Genomic DNA, 16,711 nt, shown 5'->3' with positions numbered 1-16,711 from the left:
GGGTTTTTTCATGGACAAATTGTCCGATGTGGAGGAATGTGCTGCATTGGTGGGGCAAAGTGGAGTAAAGTGGAGCCCAACCAAGATGTTGGCCAGAACGATTGGGGGCGGGGGCGTATGTTCCTCGGTAGTCACGCCCCCAAACTCGACGAAAAAGGCCGCATCATCCTGCCGGCGAAGTTCCGCGATGAGCTCTCCGGCGGGGTCGTCATGACCCGAGGCCAGGAGCACTGCATCTACGTCTTCAGCACGCGGGAGTTCGAGGCGCTCCACGAGAAGATCCGCCAGGCTCCGGTCACCAGCAAGCAGGCCCGCGACTACCTGCGCGTGTTCCTCTCCGGAGCGAGCGCCGAGACCCCCGACAAGCAGCACCGCGTGACCATTCCGTCCAACCTCCGCCAGTACGCCGGGCTCAGCCGCGACCTCGTGGTCATCGGCGCCGGCAGCCGCGCGGAGATCTGGGACGCCGAGGCATGGGAGTCCTACCTCGCCGAACAGGAGAGCGTCTTCTCCGAGACTGCCGAGGAGGTGATCCCCGGACTCTTCTAGTGCCCTGCCCCCTGACTCCCAGCCGTCCCGCCCTGACACACTTCCCCGGTGCCAGGTCGGAGCCCGCCCTGACACACTTCCCCGGTGCCAGGTCGGAACGGATGGGGATCAGGGGTCAGGGACCGTCCGGATTACGCATATGGCCATCAACGACATCCACACCCCGGTCCTCCTCGAGCGATGCATCGAGTTGCTCGCCCCCGCCGTGTCCCACGAGGGTGCGGTCCTCATCGACGCCACGCTCGGCATGGCGGGCCACGCCGAAGCGATGCTCGAGCGGTTCCCGCAGTTGACCCTCATCGGGCTCGACCGCGACCTCGATGCACTCGACATCGCTCAGGAGCGGCTCGAGCGCTTCGGGTCGCGAGCCCGGTTCGTCAAAGCCGTCTACGACGACATCGACGAGGCGGCCGAGGAGCTCGGGTTCCCACAGGTGGACGGGATCCTGTTCGACCTCGGTGTCTCCTCACTGCAACTCGATCGGACCGAACGCGGCTTCTCGTACTCGCAGGACGCGCCCCTCGACATGCGGATGGACGCCTCGAGCGAGCTGACGGCGGAGACGATCCTCGCCACCTACGACGAGGTCGCGCTTCGGAAGATCTTCTGGGAGTACGGCGACGAGAAGTTGGCGCAGCGCTACGCACGCCGCATCGTCGAGGAACGCCAGCAGCGACCCCTGACGAGTTCCGGTCAGCTCGTCGAACTCATCGATCGAGCCACTCCGGCGGCCGCACGTCGCACCGGACACCCGGCCAAGCGGGTCTTCCAGGCACTGCGCATCGAGGTCAACGCGGAGCTGTCGGTCCTCGAGGCCGCCGTACCCCGCGCCCTCGACCTGCTGCGGGTCGGAGGCCGGATCGTGTTCCTGTCCTACCAGTCGCTCGAGGACCGGATCGTCAAGCGCGAGCTTCAGGCGCGGGCGAAGTCGACCACGCCGGCGGGGCTGCCCGTCGAGCTCCCGGAGCACAGCGCGGAGCTGAAGCTCCTCGTCAAGGGCGCCGAACTCGCCACCGAGGCCGAGATCGACGAGAACCCCAGAGCGAAACCCGTGCGACTCCGCGCGGCTGAACGGCTGAGGAGGCCAGCATGAGCGGAGCGACCGCAGCACTCGATCTCGCACCTGAACGGCTCGGACGCGCTCGGCCACAGCCGACCCGGACGGCCCCCGAACGGCAGCACATCCGTGCGGTCACGACCGGGGCACGCTCGAAGCTCCGACCACGGCCGATGTACGCTGTCGTCGTCGTCGGTGCGGTCGTCGCCATCGTCGTCGGCCAGTTGCTGCTCAGCGTCGGGTTGAGCCAGGGTGCGTACCAGATCCAGCAGCTCGAGGGGAAGCAGGTCGAACTCGGCCGCACCTCGGCCGCGCTGGCCGAGGACCTCGACCGCCTGGCCTCCCCGCAGTACCTCGCCGTGAACGCGCAGGCGCTCGGCATGGTGGGCAACTCGCTCCCGACCTACCTCCGGCTCTCCGACGGTGCTGTGCTGGGGACGCCCACGCCGGCGTCGGCGAGCACGAGTCCGATCTTCAACGCCGCCCTCGTGCCGAACGCACAGGCCGCGACGCTCCCGCTCGTCGGCGGACAGAACGCCGCCGCCGCAGACGGCGCGTCGAGCCAGGAAGCGGTCACCCCGCCCGTACCGTTGCAGGACGGGCTGCCGTCGCCGACCACACGATGACCGGACGGCTCACGGTGGAGGACGACGCCCTGCTCGGAGGTGCGACGTCGGGAGAGGACGCGGTGCGGGCATCATGGTGAGACACACGAAGACCACGCGCCGACGCCTCGCGTTCACCATCGTCGCGGTCTCCATCGTGATGACGCTCTTCGTCCTCCGTCTGGTCGACATCCAGGTGGTCCGCGCGAGTGCCTTGAGCGCCGAATCCCTCGAGAAGACCGAGACGGGCGACACGATCCTCGCCACCCGCGGCAGCATCCTCGCCTCCGACGGTTCGGTGCTCGCCGAAGCCGTCATGCGCTACAGCATGGCGGCATCCCCGAAGGACGCAGGCCCGTTCGAGCGCGACGTCGACGGCAGCGAGCAGACGATCACCCTCGAGCAGGCGACGAACGAGATCGGCGCGATCATCGGGAAGCCCGGTCCGGAGGTCCTCGCGCTCATCACGGACGCCCTCGCCGCGGACAAGGACTCGCTCTACGCCCTCATCGCCAAGAAGCTCACGCTCGACCAGCTCCGAGCGCTCAAGGCACTGGAGATCCCGTGGACGACCTTCAAGGAGGAGCCCTACCGGGTGTACCCGAACGGTGCTGTCGCCGGCAACATCGTCGGCTTCGTGGGCGAGGAGGGCGAGGCCCAGGCGGGCGTCGAACTCATGGAGAACTCCTGCCTCGCCGGCAAGGACGGTCGCACGACGTACGAGAAGGGCAGCGGCGGTCTCCCGCTCCCCGGCACCACGGTGACGAAGCCGGCGAAGGACGGCGGCGACGTCGTGCTCACGCTCGACAAGGACATCCAGTGGTTCTCGCAGCAGTCGCTCGCCGCGCAGGCCGAAGCGGTCGGTGCGAGCTGGGGCGTCGTCACGGTGATGGAGGTCAAGACCGGCAAGCTCCTCGCCGTCGCCGAGTACCCGGCCGTCGACCCCGGCAACGTCAGCGCGACGCCGTCCGAAGACCGAGGCTCACGGGCCTTCGCCGCGCCGTTCGAACCGGGATCGACGTACAAGTCGCTCACCGCCGCGGCGCTCATCGACCAGGGTGTCGCGAACCCGAACTCCCAGGTGGTCGCTCCATTCCGGTACAAGCCCTCGAACGGTGCCGACATCAACGACAGCGAGTTCCACGCGGATCTGAACCTCACCCTGTCGGGTGTCATGGTCGAATCGTCCAACACGGGGATCTCGCAGTTCGGCGAGAAGATGAGCGCCGACACCCGCTACGCCTACTTCCAGAAGTTCGGTCAGCTGCAGAAGACCGAGGTCGGCTTCCCGAGCGAGTCCGGTGGCCTCATGGCGGACCCAGCGGACTGGGACAACCAGACGGATTACGCGACCATGTTCGGTCAGGGCTTCTCGACGACCGCGATTCAGGGCGCCAGTCTGTACCAGACGATCGCGAACGGCGGTGTCCGCATGCCCGTCCAGCTGGTCGAGGGTTGCCGGAACGCCGACGGCACCATGACCGACGTCCCCGACGCGACCGGAACCCAGGTCGTCTCCGCCGACGCGGCGAAGCAGGTCAGCGACATGCTCGAGATGGTCGACCAGGAGAGCTGGGTGGCCAAGAACGTCGACGTCCCCGGCTACCGGGTGGCGATGAAGACCGGCACCGCACAGCAGCCCGACGGCGATGGAGGCTACAGCTCGAGCTACCTCGTCTCGATGGCCGGTTTCGCTCCTGCAGAGGCGCCGCAGTTCGTCGTTTCGGTGAACCTGGCCGACCCGGTTAAGATGAATTCATCGGCTGCAGTCGCTCCCATCTTCCGGGATGTGACCACCCAGGTGCTGAAGAGCAGGGGAGTGCAGCCGTCCACGGAGCCGGCACCGAACCTGCCGCTCAGTTTTTGAACGACCTCATGAAGGATGGGCTCAGCGTGAACAATCAGGGCCCGATCAGCCTCAGGCCGGAACATCCGCAACGGCGGGCGCTCTCGCAGCTGGTGACCGAATTCGACCTCGACCTGCACGGCTCGGCCGACGGCGTCGAGATCAGCGGTGTCAGCCTGAGCTCCGGTGCCGTCGAGCCCGGTGACCTCTACATCGGCATGCCGGGTGTCCGCGCCCATGGCGCCGCATACGCCGAGCAGGCGAAGGAACGCGGCGCCGTCGCGGTGCTGACGGACGACGCCGGACGAGACCTGGCCGCAGCGGCCGGCCTGCCGATCATCGTCGTGCCCGAGCCGCGTGCCGCCCTCGGGCACCTCGCAGCCTGGGTGTACCGCACCGCCGAGGAGCCGCCGACGCTGTTCGGTGTGACCGGCACCAACGGCAAGACGAGCGTGGTCTACCTCCTGAGCGGCATGCTCGCGCAACTCGGGATCGTCTCCGGGCTGAGCTCCACTGCGGAGCGGCGCATCGGCGAGCTCGCGGTGACGAGCTCCCTCACCACGCCGGAGGCCAGTGAGCTGCACGCGTTGCTCGCACGCATGCGCGAGTCCGAAGTGCGCGCGGTCGCCATCGAGGTCTCCGCCCAGGCGCTGACCAGGCACCGCGTCGACGGCATCGTCTTCGACGTCGTCGGCTTCACCAACCTCAGTCACGATCACTTCGACGACTACGGCGACTTCGACGAGTACTTCGCGGCCAAGCGGGAGCTGTTCGAACCCGATCGCGCACGACGTGGTGTCGTCACGATCGATTCCGAGTGGGGCGGCCGACTCGTCGAGCAGAGCCGGATCCCGGTGACGACCCTGACGACCCGCCCGGAGGTCGACGCCGACTGGCGCATGACGATCCTCGAGGAGACCGCCGGCTCCACGACGTTCCGACTCGACGGCCCCGGCGACCGGGTGCTGGTGACGAGCGTGCCCCTGCTCGGCTGGTTCATGGCGGCGAACGCCGCGCTCGCGATCGTGATGCTCGTCGAGTCCGGCGTGGAGTTCGACATGATCGCCCAGGCCCTCGAACGGGACGGTGGGATCGACGCCTACATCCCCGGGCGGGCCGAGCGGATCAGTGGCGACCGCGGCCCGGTCGTGTACATCGACTACGGGCACAGTCCCGACGCGTTCCTCAACACCCTCGCAGCCATCCGCGCCGTCACGCCGGGCCGCGTGATCATGGTGTTCGGCGCCGACGGAGACCGCGACACGACGAAGCGTCGCGACATGGGTGCGATCGCTGCACGGGGTGCCGACGTCGTGGTGGTCACCGACTTCCACCCACGGAGCGAGGACCCGGCGTCGATCCGACGCGTGCTCCTCGAGGCCGCCCGCGAAGCCGCGCCGCACGGCGAGCTGCACGAGGTCGCCGATCCGGCGACCGCCTTCCGCACGGCGCTGGCGCTTGCCGGTCAGGGCGACACCATCCTGTACGCCGGACCGGGGCATGAGGACTACCACGAGGTCGCCGGTGTGAAGCTCCCGTACTCGGCGCGCGACGACTCGCGTGAGGCGCTGCGAGAGGCAGGGTGGCTCTGATGATCGACCTGACCCTCACCGAGATCGCTGCTGCGACCGACGGCCGACTGATCCCCGGTTCGGCGGACCCCGGCCTCGTCGTGTCCGGCCTCGCCGACACCGACTCCCGACTCATCACGCCCGGCGACATCTTCGTCGCGAAGCCCGGCGAGGAGACCGACGGACACCTGTTCGCGGATGCGGCGGTCGCGAACGGCGCCGCCCTGCTCATCGTCGAACGGGAACTGGCCGTCGCCGTGCCGCAGATCGTCGTCGAGCACTCCGTGACCGCGCTCGGCGCCCTCGCCACCGAGGTCATCTCGAGGGTGCGCGCGCTCGGACGACTCCGGATCGTCGGCATCACCGGATCCAACGGCAAGACCACGACCAAGAACCTCCTGGCCGCGGTCCTCGAGCGGGTCGGCGAGACGGTCAGCCCGAAGGCCTCCTTCAACAACGAGGTCGGTGCACCGATCACCATGCTGCGCGTGACGAACGAGACGCGGTTCCTCGTCGCGGAGATGGGTGCCAGCGGCATCGGCGAGATCGCCCGACTCATCCGCATGGCGAAGCCCGACATCGGCGTGGTCCTGAAGGTCGGACTCGCCCACGCGGGGGAGTTCGGTGGGATCGAAGCGACCGTCACGGCGAAGACCGAGATGGTGTCCGAGCTGCTCCCGGAGGACGTCGCCGTCCTCAACCTCGACGATCCACGGGTGGCGGGCATGGCCGACGCCACCCGGGCACGCGTGCTCTGGTTCGGCCTCGACGGTCGCGCCGCCGTTCGCGCGACCGACATCGTCGCGACGGCGTCCGGAACCGCGTTCACGCTGCACCTGCCCGACGGTTCCTCTGCGCCCGTCCGCTTCAAGGTGCTCGGCGAGCACCACGTCATGAACGCCCTCGCCGCGGCCGCAGCCGCCCACGAACTCGGTGGGGAGATCGACCTGATCGTCGACGCCCTCGAGAGCGTGAGCCGGGCGGAGCGCTGGCGGATGGAGCCCCTCGGTGGACGCGACGACGTGTCCATCATCAACGACGCCTACAACGCCAGCCCCGACTCGATGTCGGCCGCCATCCGGACCCTCGCCCAGATCGGTGCTGAACGCGGCCGGACCATCGCGGTCCTCGGCGCCATGAGCGAACTGGGCGACTGGGCGGGCGAGGAACACGACCGGATCGGGCTCCAGGTCGTCCGGCTCGGCATCGGCCGCCTCGTCGTGGTCGGCCCCGAGGCCCGCCGCATGCACATCACCGCGATCAACGAAGGGTCGTGGGACGGGGAGTCGGTGTACTTCGCGACCGCGGACGAGGCGTTCGCGTACTTGAGCGCGGAGATCGCCCCGGGCGACACCGTGCTCGTCAAATCGTCGAACGCGGCCGGACTCCGGTTGCTGGGCGATCGACTGGGGGAGTTGTACGCATGAGAGTCCTGTTGGCCGCGGGAGCGATCTCGCTGGCGTTCTCCCTCTTCCTGACCCCGCTCTTCATCAGAGCGTTCCGCAAGCTGGCCTGGGGCCAGTTCATCCGCGACGACGGACCGCAGAGCCACCACACGAAGCGCGGGACCGCGACGATGGGCGGCGTCATCATCATCGTCGGCACCCTCGTCGGTTTCTTCGCGAGCTATCTGATCTTCCAGGAACAGGTCGGCGTCTCGGCGCTCCTCGTCCTGCTGATGATGGTCGGTCTCGGCATCGTCGGGTTCATCGACGACTTCCTGAAGGTGCGGAAGAAGCAGAGTCTCGGCCTCGGCGGGTGGGCGAAGGTCGCCGGACAGCTCATCGTCGCGACGGTCTTCGCCGTCCTCGCGATCAACTTCCCGAACACCGAGGGGTTCACCCCGGCGTCGACCAACATCTCGATCATCCGCGACATCCCGATCAACTTCATGGCGATCGGCATCCCGGTGATCGGCATCCTGCTCTACATCCTCTGGACCTCGGTGATCGTGGCTGCGACGTCGAACGGTGTGAACGTCACCGACGGGCTCGACGGGCTGGCCACCGGCGCCTCGATCCTCGCGATCGGCTCGTACATCATCATCGGGTTCTGGCAGTTCAACCAGTCGTGCTTCAGCTCCTCGCTCGCCTCCGACGTGGCGTACAAGTGCTACGACGTCCGGGACCCGCTCGATCTCGCCGTGGTCGCGGCGGCGATCGTGGGCGCGCTCATCGGGTTCCTCTGGTGGAACACCTCGCCGGCGCAGATCTTCATGGGTGACAGCGGTTCGTTGGCGCTCGGTGGAGCGCTCGCGGCTCTGGCCATCCTCAGCAAGACCGAGCTCCTCCTGGTGCTCGTCGGTGGGCTGTTCGTGATCGAGGCCGGTTCGGTGATCGTGCAGCGCGCCTACTTCAAGGTCACCCACGGCAAGCGCATCTTCCTCATGAGCCCCATCCACCACCACTTCGAACTCAAGGGTTGGGCCGAGGTCACCGTCGTCGTCCGATTCTGGATCATCGGTGGTCTGCTCGTCGCCGCGGGTGTGGGTTCCTTCTACCTCGAGTGGTTGAGCCGTTGAGCGCCGAGCGCCTCGACGGACTCCGGAGCTGGCACGCCGACTGGCGGGGACTCCGGGTCGCCGTCCTGGGGCTCGGGATGACCGGGTTCTCCGTCGCCGACACGCTCACCGAGCTCGGCTCGGAGGTACTGGTCCTGGCAGGCGAGGCCGCGGACGAACGCGCCGAACTCGTCGGCGTCATCGGTGCGCGGCTCATCCAGCGGGACCTGTCGACCGTTCCGTCCGAGCTCGTCGAGTTCGCTCCGGAACTCGTCGTCGTCTCACCCGGATTCCACCCCGACCACTCCGTCGTCACCTGGGCACAGGCGACCGGGGTCGCCGTCTGGGGCGACATCGAGCTCGCCTGGCGGGTCCGCGACAAGGTCGGCACCCCGGCCGAGTGGATCTGCGTCACGGGCACGAACGGCAAGACCACGACCGTTCAGCTGACGGCGTCGATGCTCGTCGAGGCGGGCTTCCGCGCGGCGCCCTGCGGCAACATCGGCGTCCCGGTCCTGGACGCCGTCCGTGATCCGCAGGGCTTCGACTTCTTCGTCGTCGAGCTCTCGAGTTACCAGTTGCACACCCTCGGCCTGCAGGGCGGTCGGAGCATCGTCTCACCGCTCGCCAGCGTCTGCCTGAACCTCGCCGACGACCACCTCGACTGGCACGGCTCCGCCGAGGCGTACCGGGCGGCGAAGGCCGTGGTGTACGAGAACACGAAGGTCGCGTGCGTCTACAACCGCGCTGACGCGGCGACGATGTCGATGGTCGAGGAGGCCGAGGTCGTCGACGGTGCCCGCGCCGTCGGGTTCGGCCTCGACGTCCCCGGACCGAGCGACTTCGGCGTCGTGGACGGCATCCTGGTCGACCGCGCGTTCCTCGACGACCGTCGGACGAGCGCCCTCGAGATCACGACGGTCGAAGCGCTCGCCCAGCGCGGGCTCGCCGCCCCGCACATCGTCGCCAACATCCTGGCGGCAGCGGCACTCGCCCGGGCCGCCGGCATCACGGTCGAGGCCGTGCGCGACACCCTGCTGTCGTTCGGTCTGGACGCGCACCGGATCCAGCTCATCGCCCGGAGGCTCGAGGTGGACTGGATCGACGACTCGAAGGCCACCAACCCGCACGCCGCCGACGCATCGCTCGCCGCCTACCGTTCGGTGGTGTGGATCGTCGGAGGCCTGTTGAAGGGCGTCTCGATCGATCGTCTGGTGGAGCGGCACGCCGACCACCTGCGCGCGGCCGTCGTGATCGGCGCCGACCGCTCGGAGGTCCTCGCGGCATTCGCGCGACACGCGCCGACGTTGACCGTCATCGAGGTCGACGCAGCGGAGACTGAACACGTCATGCCGGAGGCCGTTCGCCGGGCCGCCGAGGTCGCGCAGGCAGGGGACACCGTGCTCCTCGCTCCTGCAGCCGCCTCGATGGACCAGTTCACGGACTACGGGCACCGTGGTCGCCTGTTCCAGGCCGCCGTCGAAGCAGAGCTGGGAGGTGAGGCGGATGATCGATCCGCCTCGCGCTGACCCGCGCCGCGTGCGGTCGTCGTCGTCCCGGATGATGGGGACCGCCTCAGGTAGTGGGACACCCGACGCGCCGACGTCGCCGAGAGGCATGTCGAGTGCGCGGATCTCGCTGGGCAAGGTGCTGCGTCCGGAGTCGAAGAACTACTTCCTCCTGCTGGGTGTCACCCTCTTCCTCGTCGGGCTCGGGCTCGTCATGGTGCTGTCCTCGTCCTCCGTCGAGTCCTACGAAGCCGGCGACGGGTATTTCGGGCTGTTCTGGCGCCAGGCGACGTTCGCGATGATCGGTGTCCCGCTCATGCTGATCGTGAGCCGCTTCCCGGCACGGTTCTGGAAGAAGTGGGCGTGGGTGTTCCTCCTCGTCGCGATGGGCCTGCAACTGCTCGTCTTCACACCGCTCGGCTACGAGATCGGCGGCAACCGCAACTGGATCGAGATCGGCGGCTTCACCGCGCAGCCCTCGGAAGCGGTCAAGCTCGCGCTGGTCGTGTGGCTCGGGCTCGTGCTGACGATCAAGCAACCGCGTCTCCTCGAGTGGAAGCACGCCCTGATCCCGGTCATCCCCTTCGCCGGTCTCTCCATCGGCCTCGTCCTGCTCGGTGGCGACCTCGGTACCGTCGTGATCATGGCCCTCATCGTGTTCTCGGCGCTGTACTTCGCCGGAGTGCGACTGCGCTACATCGCGATCCCGGTGGTCGCTGGGGCTGTGCTGTTCCTCATCATGGCCGTCACGAGCGCCAACCGCATGCAGCGCATCATGGCGTTCTTCGGCGACGGCAAGGGCGACTACGAGAACGCCGACTGGCAGTCGACCCACGGCACGTGGGCGCTGGCGAACGGCGGCCTCTGGGGCGTCGGTCTCGGCAACTCGCGCGCGAAGTACGGGTGGCTGCCGGCGATCTCGAACGACTTCATCTTCGCGGCGATCGGCGAGGAGCTGGGCCTCATCGGCGCCGTCCTCGTCCTCGGGCTGTTCGTCTTCCTCGCCGTCATGTTCATCCGGGTGATCCGTACCAGCGACGACTCCTTCGTCCGGATCACCACCGGCGCCATCATGGCCTGGATCATCGGCCAGGCACTCGTGAACATCGGCGTCGTCCTCGGAGTCCTCCCGGTGCTCGGCGTGCCGTTACCACTCCTGTCCTCGGGCGGCACGGCGCTGCTCACCACCCTCGTCGCGATCGGGATCGTCCTGTCGTTCGCCCGGGAGCGGGGGCGCCCCGCGTCCCAGCAGTCCCGTCGGTCACCCGCTCGACGTCCCCAATCCTCCGGAGTCACCCGATGACCACCTACCTTCTCGCCGGCGGCGGCACCGCCGGCCATGTCAATCCGCTGTTGGCGGTGGCCGACGGACTCCGCGCCAGAGACCCTGAAGCGACGATCCTCGTCGTCGGCACGGCGGAGGGCCTTGAGGCTCGACTCGTCCCGGAACGCGGTTACGAGTTGCTCACGATCCCCAAACTGCCCTTCCCCCGCCGTCCGAACATCGACGCACTCCGCTTCCCCAGTCGCCTCCGCCGGGCGGTCGCAGCCGTCGTCGCGATGATCCGGGAGCACCGCGTGGACGTGGTGATCGGTTTCGGTGGCTACGCGGCCGCGCCGGCGTACACGGCGGCCAGGCGCGCCGGCGTCCCGCTGGTCATCCACGAAGCGAACGCGCGTCCAGGCCTCGCGAACCGACTCGGTGCGAGGTACACGCCCTACGTCGGTGTCGCCTTCCACCACACGCCCATCCGCAACGCACGCTTCGTCGGCATGCCGCTGCGTCGCGAGATCGAGGAGTTGGACCGCGAGACGCTCCGGCCGGCGGCCCTCGCCGAGTTCGGCCTCGTGTCGGACCGACCGCTGCTGCTCGTCACCGGCGGTTCGCTCGGCGCGAGACGGATCAACGCGACGATGAGTCAGAGCGCCGAAGACGTCGTCGCGGCCGGCTGGCAGGTGCTCCACATCACGGGTGCGAAGAGCGAGATCTCGGATCCGGGTGTCGACCACTACCACCTGCTCGAGTACTGCTCCCGGATGGAGCTCGCCATCGCCGCAGCCGACTTCGCGGTGTCGCGTGCGGGCAGCGCCACGGTCAGCGAGCTGTGTGCGGTCGGGCTGCCGGCCGTCTACGTGCCCTATCCGGTCGGCAACGGTGAGCAGCGCTTCAACGCCGCCGACGTCGTGCGTGCCGGGGGAGCGGTTATGGTAGATGACGCGCAGTTCGTGCCGGCCTGGGTGCATGAGCACCTCGTCCCGTTGCTGAGCGATCGGCACCGGGTCGACGACCTGGCCGCCCAATCCATGAGCGTCGGTGTCTCCGACGGCACGGCTCGCGTCATCGCCCTCATCGATGAGGCGCTCCAACCATCGGTGCAGCGCGTGCGCGGCCGGTGATCCAGTCTTCCCAGAAAGCGTGACACCGTGATCAAGCCAGACCCCACCGTCGAGATCCCCGCCGACCTCGGCGTCGTGCACTTCGTCGGCATCGGCGGCAGCGGGATGAGCGGCATCGCACGGTTGTTCGTGAGCGCCGGATCACGCGTGACCGGCTCGGACGTGCGCGAGTCGAAGAACATCGACGCCCTCCGCGAACTCGGGGTCCCGGTCGCCATCGGCCACGATGCGCAGAACGTCGGTGATGCGGACACCCTCGTCGTGACCGGAGCGCTGTGGGCGGACAACCCCGAGTACCTGCTCGCGAAGGAACGGGGTCTGACGATCCTGCACCGGTCGCAGGCGCTCGCGTGGCTGACCTCCGGTACGCGACTCATCTCCGTCGCGGGGGCACACGGGAAGACGACGTCGACCGGCATGATCATCACGGCGCTCCTGGAGCTCGGTGCCGACCCCAGCTTCGTCAACGGTGGCGTGATCGAGTCCCTCGGGCTGAGCTCGGCCCGCGGCGCCGGAGAACTGTTCGTCGTCGAGGCGGACGAGTCCGACGGTTCGTTCCTGCTCTACGACACGGCCGTCGCGCTCATCACGAACATCGACCCCGACCACTTGGACCACTACGGCTCGCTCGAAGCGTTCGAGCAGGCGTTCGTGACCTTCGCCCAGCAGGCACGCGAACTCGTCGTCATCTCCTCGGACGACGCCGGCGCGGTCCGGATCACCCCGGCGCTCCGCGCGGCCGCCGACGGCAAACGCGTGCTGACCTTCGGAGAGGCCGCCGACGCGGACGTCCGACTGCACGACGTCGGCTCCACCGGCCCGGTCTCGTTCCAGCTCAGCTACGAGGGCACCAGCTACGCGGCGACACTCCGCGTGCCCGGGCGCCACAACGCCATCAACGCGGCCGGCGCCTTCGCGGTCCTCGTCGGTGTCGGGTTCGACCCGGCGGACGCGCTCCGAGGTATCACCGCCTTCGGCGGGACGCAGCGTCGATTCGAACTGCACGGTGTCGTCGACGGTGTGAGCGTCTACGACGATTACGCGCACCACCCCACCGAGGTCGCCGCCGCCCTCGCCGCAGCGCGCACGGTGGTCGGCGACGGACGCATCATCGCGGTCCACCAGCCGCATCTGTACAGCCGGACCCGCCTGTTCGCCCAGGAGTTCGCCGACGCCCTCGAACGGTACGCCGACCACACGGTCGTGCTCGAGGTCTACGGCGCGCGCGAGGACCCCGAGCCCGGTGTGACCGGTGCGACCGTGTCGACCCGGTTCTCCGACGCGGACCGCGTCGCATACATCGACGACTGGCAGCGCGCCGCGGACTACACGGCGACGGTCGTGCGACCCGGCGACTTCGTCATCACGCTCGGATGTGGCGACGTCTATCGGATCGTGCCGCAGCTCCTCGAGGCCATCGCCGGTCGCGAGTCCGTCTGATGGGCGTCCGGTGAAACGCCCGGACGGCTTCGACCCCGCGGCCAGCCCGCGCCCCGAGCGTCAGACGCGACCGTCGGCGTCCGCGCCGGTGGACCGCGCCGGCGCGCCTGCTGAGCCCGTCGCCGAGCAGGAGACGGACGTCATCGAACTGGACGCCGCGCGGCTCCGGCCGAAGCGGTCGGGTGCCGGCGCACCGTCCCAGCCGTCGGGCTCGAAGTCGAAGGCGAAGTCGAAGTCGGCCTCATCGACGCCGGCACCATCGTCGAAGGTCGACGCGAAACCGGCGGCGGCGTCCTCCGCCTCGGCGACGGCGACCCTGGAGCGCCCGGACGAACCGGAGGATGAGGCGTTCCTCACCCCGCGTGAGGCCGCCAAGCTGCGACGTCGTCACGAACGCCAGGAGATCCGTCGGTTCACGGCCCGCAAGCGCGGCCGCCACCGTCCGTGGGTGATCGCGGCCGCGATCCTCGGCGTCCTGATCGTCGTCTCGCTCGCCGGAGCCTATTCGCCGCTGCTGGCCGTCCGGTCCATCGAGGTCGTCGGTGCGAGCCGGGTGAACCAGGCCGAGATCACCGAGGCGCTCAGCGACCAGCTGGGTCGCCCACTCGCACTGGTCGACGCGGGAGCCGTCAAGGCGGTGCTCGTCGGATACCCGCTCATCGCGAGTTACTCCCTCGAATCCCAGCCCCCGAGCACACTCGTCGTGCGGATCGTCGAACGCGAACCGGTGGGTGTGCTGCAGTCCGGATCGGTGTACACCCTGGTCGATGCAGCCGGGGTCACGATCGAGCGCAGCGACCAGCCGATCGCCGGGTATCCGACGCTCATGGTCACCGGCGGCCCGACCTCCAAGGGCTTCGTCGCCGCGGCCGCGGTGATCCGGGCGCTCCCGACGGATCTCCGCGCCCGCGTGGCGTCGGTCTCGGCGTCGACCGCGGACGACGTCACCCTCACGCTCGTGGACTCGCCCGCCGAGGTCGTGTGGGGGAGTGCGGAGGACTCGGTCCTGAAAGCGCGGATCCTCGCGACCACGATGGCGGCCACCGACCCGTCCCAGGTGAACCAGTACGACGTGTCGTCGCCGTCCGCCGCGATCGTCCGCTGAGGAAGCGCACCGGGATATTCCCGTCGATGTGCCGACACGCCCGGAAGCGTCCCGACACGGTCGGGGCTGGGCCCTAACGTCGTGCTCAGGACAGAAAATGCATACGCAGCATAACTTTAAACCTTAACTAGAGGTTGAGAGTTCTCACGGAGGCCTGAAGTGACTACAAACCAGAACTACCTCGCCGTCATCAAGGTCGTCGGTATCGGCGGCGGCGGTGTCAACGCGGTCAACCGCATGATCGAGCTCGGCCTCCGAGGCGTGGAATTCATCGCCATCAACACGGACGCGCAAGCGCTGCTGATGAGCGATGCCGACGTCAAGCTCGACGTCGGCCGCGAGATCACCCGCGGCCTCGGCGCCGGTGCCGACCCCGAGGTCGGACGCCGTGCGGCGGAGGATCACGCCGAGGAGATCGAAGAGGCCATCGCCGGCGCCGACATGGTGTTCGTCACCGCCGGTGAGGGTGGCGGTACCGGAACCGGTGGCGCACCCGTCGTGGCGCGGATCGCGAAGTCGATCGGTGCGCTGACCATCGGTGTCGTGACGAAGCCGTTCGGTTTCGAGGGTCGTCGCCGTCAGGCCCAGGCCGAGCTCGGCGTCGCCCGCCTGAAGGAGGAGGTCGACACGCTCATCGTCGTGCCGAACGACCGCCTGCTGGAGATCAGCGACCGCGGGATCAGCATGCTCGAGGCGTTCGCGACCGCCGACCAGGTGCTCCTCGCCGGTGTCCAGGGGATCACCGACCTCATCACCACGCCCGGCCTCATCAACCTCGACTTCGCCGACGTCAAGTCGGTCATGCAGGGAGCCGGCTCCGCCCTCATGGGTATCGGCTCCTCGCGGGGCGCGGACCGTGCCATCAAGGCGGCTGAACTCGCCGTCGCCTCCCCGCTGCTCGAAGCGAGCATCGAGGGCGCCCACGGTGTCCTGCTGTCCATCCAGGGTGGCTCGAACCTCGGCATCTTCGAGATCAACGACGCCGCCAAGCTCGTCCAGGAGGCCGTGCATCCCGAGGCGAACATCATCTTCGGTGCGGTCGTCGACGACACCCTCGGCGACGAGGTGCGCGTGACGGTCATCGCCGCCGGATTCGACGGTGGCGAGCCCCTCACCAGGACGGCTGCTTCACCGGCCGACGCGGTCATCTCCGGCGGCGTCATGAGCACCTCGGACGAGGCGCCCAGCGCTCCGATCAGCACCTCGGCCAACACGGCCTCCGAGTCGTCCGAGCACCGCTCGGCGCCTGCTGCGGCACCGGTCGCCTCGGGTGGCGACTGGGGCTCCAGGCAGAACGCGTCCTCGCCCTTCTCCGGTGCGACGCACCGTCAACCCGATGCGGTCGTCGAGACCGCCGTCGTCGACCCCTCGTTCGACGACGAGGGTGAGCTGGACATCCCCGACTTCCTGAAGTAGTGGGCGACACGATCACCCCGGCCGGGTCGGGCTCTTCGGAGCCCGATCCGGCTCTGCTCGATCGCCTCGCCGCGATCCGCGGCCGCGTCGCAGACGCTGCCCGTGTAGCCGGGCGCGCCGACGAGCCGACACTCATCGTCGTGACGAAGTTCCATCCGGTCGCACTCGTGGAGCAGCTCGCGGCCGCGGGGGTCACCGACGTGGGGGAGAACCGACACCCGGAGGCCCGCGACAAGGCCGAGGTGGCCGCCGGACTCGGGTTGCGGTGGCACTTCATCGGCCAGTTGCAGACGAACAAGGCCAAGCAGGTGCGCCGATACGTCGACGCCGTGCACTCGGTGGACCGTCCCGAACTCCTGCGCGCGCTGTCGTCACCGGACCGCCTCCTCGAGGTGTTCCTCCAGGTGAACCTGACCGACGACCCGGGTCGCGGCGGTGTGGTCGGCGACGAGGCGCTGGAAGCGCTCGCCACGGAGGCGCTCGAAGCCGAAGGCGTCCTCCTGCGAGGCGTGATGGCCGTCGCCCCGCTCGACGAGCCGCCGGCCGCCGCGTTCGCGCGGGTCGTCACGGCGTCCGCGCGGGTGCGATCCCTCGCTCCGCAGGCCGACGGCCTGTCGATCGGGATGAGCCACGACTACGTCGAGGCGATCGAAGCGGGCGCGACACACCTACGCATCGGCACGGCAATCACCGGGAATCGTCCGGTGTGACGTTAAT

General features: G+C 68.8%; 14 protein-coding genes. All 14 read left to right on the top strand.

Translation table 11 applies throughout. The annotated features are described in order from the left end of the window. Positions 1 to 117: 117 nt before the first annotated feature. The 14 genes from mraZ to IFR14_RS11980 all read left to right on the top strand — a co-directional run bounded on the left by mraZ (position 118) and on the right by IFR14_RS11980 (position 16,704). Entirely contained in the window at positions 118 to 549 is a 432-nt protein-coding gene (gene mraZ / locus IFR14_RS12045; protein ID WP_064297003.1) for a division/cell wall cluster transcriptional repressor MraZ, read from the top strand. Positions 550 to 688: 139 nt separating this feature from the next. After that, entirely contained in the window at positions 689 to 1,642 is a 954-nt protein-coding gene (gene rsmH / locus IFR14_RS12040; protein WP_159878876.1) for a 16S rRNA (cytosine(1402)-N(4))-methyltransferase RsmH, read from the top strand. Next, positions 1,639 to 2,232, top strand: a complete 594-nt coding sequence (locus IFR14_RS12035) for a hypothetical protein (protein ID WP_191941137.1) — start codon at positions 1,639 to 1,641, stop codon at positions 2,230 to 2,232. The genes rsmH and IFR14_RS12035 overlap by 4 nt, the downstream gene beginning before the upstream one ends. 73 nt (positions 2,233 to 2,305) lie before the next feature. Beyond that, on the top strand, positions 2,306 to 4,078 hold the full coding sequence (locus IFR14_RS12030; RefSeq protein ID WP_191941136.1) for a peptidoglycan D,D-transpeptidase FtsI family protein: 1,773 nt from the start codon (positions 2,306 to 2,308) through the stop codon (positions 4,076 to 4,078). Positions 4,079 to 4,104: 26 nt separating this feature from the next. Continuing rightward, positions 4,105 to 5,649, top strand: a complete 1,545-nt coding sequence (locus IFR14_RS12025) for a Mur ligase family protein (protein ID WP_240043842.1) — start codon at positions 4,105 to 4,107, stop codon at positions 5,647 to 5,649. Beyond that, positions 5,649 to 7,055 carry a UDP-N-acetylmuramoyl-tripeptide--D-alanyl-D-alanine ligase gene (locus IFR14_RS12020; RefSeq protein ID WP_191941135.1) on the top strand — a complete coding sequence of 469 codons (1,407 nt, stop codon included), beginning with the start codon at positions 5,649 to 5,651 and terminating at the stop codon, positions 7,053 to 7,055. Before IFR14_RS12025 ends, IFR14_RS12020 begins: the two co-directional genes overlap by 1 nt. Further along, on the top strand, positions 7,052 to 8,149 hold the full coding sequence (gene mraY, locus IFR14_RS12015; protein ID WP_086473215.1) for a phospho-N-acetylmuramoyl-pentapeptide-transferase: 1,098 nt from the start codon (positions 7,052 to 7,054) through the stop codon (positions 8,147 to 8,149). The genes IFR14_RS12020 and mraY overlap by 4 nt, the downstream gene beginning before the upstream one ends. Next, positions 8,146 to 9,657: a UDP-N-acetylmuramoyl-L-alanine--D-glutamate ligase gene (murD, locus tag IFR14_RS12010; protein ID WP_137241619.1), complete on the top strand. Its 1,512-nt coding sequence runs from the start codon at positions 8,146 to 8,148 to the stop codon at positions 9,655 to 9,657. Before mraY ends, murD begins: the two co-directional genes overlap by 4 nt. A gap of 88 nt (positions 9,658 to 9,745) precedes the next feature. After that, positions 9,746 to 10,939, top strand: coding sequence for a putative lipid II flippase FtsW (ftsW, locus tag IFR14_RS12005; RefSeq protein WP_228498104.1), 1,194 nt, complete (start codon positions 9,746 to 9,748; stop codon positions 10,937 to 10,939). After that, the gene (locus IFR14_RS12000; protein ID WP_137241621.1) at positions 10,936 to 12,033 is read left to right on the top strand and encodes a UDP-N-acetylglucosamine--N-acetylmuramyl-(pentapeptide) pyrophosphoryl-undecaprenol N-acetylglucosamine transferase; all 1,098 of its coding nucleotides are present in this window, start codon (positions 10,936 to 10,938) and stop codon (positions 12,031 to 12,033) included. The genes ftsW and IFR14_RS12000 overlap by 4 nt, the downstream gene beginning before the upstream one ends. Before the next feature lie 27 nt (positions 12,034 to 12,060). Further along, the gene (murC, locus tag IFR14_RS11995) at positions 12,061 to 13,473 is read left to right on the top strand and encodes a UDP-N-acetylmuramate--L-alanine ligase (RefSeq protein ID WP_137241622.1); all 1,413 of its coding nucleotides are present in this window, start codon (positions 12,061 to 12,063) and stop codon (positions 13,471 to 13,473) included. Between the two features lie 10 nt (positions 13,474 to 13,483). After that, on the top strand, positions 13,484 to 14,578 hold the full coding sequence (locus tag IFR14_RS21395; RefSeq protein WP_161578515.1) for an FtsQ-type POTRA domain-containing protein: 1,095 nt from the start codon (positions 13,484 to 13,486) through the stop codon (positions 14,576 to 14,578). A 159-nt stretch (positions 14,579 to 14,737) separates the two neighbouring features. After that, on the top strand, positions 14,738 to 15,994 hold the full coding sequence (gene ftsZ / locus IFR14_RS11985) for a cell division protein FtsZ (protein ID WP_137241624.1): 1,257 nt from the start codon (positions 14,738 to 14,740) through the stop codon (positions 15,992 to 15,994). Then, positions 15,994 to 16,704, top strand: a complete 711-nt coding sequence (locus IFR14_RS11980) for a YggS family pyridoxal phosphate-dependent enzyme (protein WP_342365689.1) — start codon at positions 15,994 to 15,996, stop codon at positions 16,702 to 16,704. The genes ftsZ and IFR14_RS11980 overlap by 1 nt, the downstream gene beginning before the upstream one ends. Positions 16,705 to 16,711: the final 7 nt, after the last annotated feature.

The sequence above is a fragment of the Plantibacter sp. CFBP 8775 genome (assembly GCF_014839505.1).
Lineage (GTDB): Bacteria > Actinomycetota > Actinomycetes > Actinomycetales > Microbacteriaceae > Plantibacter > Plantibacter auratus.
This window is presented reverse-complemented; position numbering and strand designations above follow the sequence as displayed.